Source organism: Sharpea azabuensis DSM 18934 (assembly GCF_000702165.1).
Classification (GTDB): domain Bacteria; phylum Bacillota_I; class Bacilli_A; order Erysipelotrichales; family Coprobacillaceae; genus Sharpea; species Sharpea azabuensis.
In genome coordinates this window covers 1-1,443 of sequence record NZ_JNKU01000091.1, presented here as the reverse complement: position 1 = coordinate 1,443, position 1,443 = coordinate 1, and the positions used below count along the sequence as shown (strand labels likewise).

General features: G+C 40.0%; 1 protein-coding gene and 1 pseudogene. Both read right to left on the bottom strand.

Annotated features, from left to right (window positions below):
• On the bottom strand, positions 1-539 hold a 539-nt coding region (locus T529_RS0111595), incomplete at its 3' end, for an MATE family efflux transporter (protein WP_202962307.1).
• A gap of 247 nt (positions 540-786) precedes the next feature.
• A pseudogene (locus T529_RS12970) lies at positions 787-1,171 on the bottom strand (transposase).
• Positions 1,172-1,443 lie beyond the last annotated feature (272 nt).

Below are 1,443 nucleotides of genomic sequence, written 5' to 3'. Positions count from 1 at the left end.
CCGATATAAAGAGGCCACATTGAATGATTGCGACAGCGTAGGGGCACACTTAAAATATTGCATATGCCTAAAGGAATAAAAGTAAGCACAATGACCTGAAGATACTGAATGCCCCTCTGCTCTACAGGATGATCGTTCGAAAAGAGAGATATAAATGAATCTCGAAAAATGCTGAAAGCTAAAAGAAAACAAGAGCCGACAATAAACATGACAAGAAGATTTATGCATAGTGTCTTTTCTTCCGCTTCCCGGTTATTCTTTCCAATATATTGTGAAGTCATTATCGCCGTAATAGTGGAGATAGCACTGATAAGAAAAGCATAGATAAATCCTGGCTTACTGGCAATTTCTACAGCAGCAACACTCTGATCACCAAGCTGTCCTACCATGACCTGATCAATCATGGAAAAAGAAGACTGCAGCATGGATTGCAATGCTACGGGTATAGAAATGTTCATAACTTCCATCAAAAATCTTTTTTCCACCATAGAAGCCACCCCCAAAGTAACCTCATGATAAGGCATATCGTTATTTTCCACAACAGGCTAATCACATAACCTTAAGCAATCAATATTAAAAACAAAAAATCCATAGATTCTATAGAAGAACCTATAGACAATCAAAACCACGCCTTTTAGGCGTGGTTTGAACTGCGGCTATAAGCCTGTAATACCTGCTCGCGTCTAAAGGCGCTTGCTTTCACTTCGTTCAAGCTACCGCTCTTGACGTTCGCTATCCCTCAAAGGGATTTTTTTTACTTTTTTCACTGCTTTGTTTTCTTGTCTTTTATTTTCCCTTTTTGCTTCTTTTTCTCTTCGTTGCGTTTGAAAATGGATCACCATACTCCTTGACACTTAGCTTATCCACCATTTGGTCATGCATCTCCTGCTCTCGAATGTATTTTCCTACAGTTGCTGTATTCAGTCCTACTGTCGACACATACAATCCTTCAGGTATCCCATAAACGAGCTTACGCTCAGCTTTAAAGGAATCTCGAGAAGAAGATGCACGTGGTCCGGCATTAGATGTCCTTCTACTATTTCCACTCTCTTGTACCTGCAGGGTTCCTTTATGATTTTCTTTAGGTCTTATCGTCTATACTTTGGTGTGGATACGTGTGGAATGTGCAATACCATTTTGTATACGATAGTGAATTGGCTTTATGAGCCATGAGACATCACCGTTTCTTTCTTTTCGCGGTAACTTGAACACTTCCCATCATAGAAGGAGTGGTGATGTTTTTGTGTAACTTTCCTGCCAACCACCCGTATAGCGGGTGGTTTATTGTTGTACGTACGTAGTATGCACAACTGCCTAAAGACTAGATACAAGCTTTGCTTGTACTACAAAAAAATTCTGGCTTATGGAGAAGATAAGCCAGAGGGAGGGTAATAATGAATCAGGTATCTGATTACATCATTGTATTATACGTAGCGAGGGTCA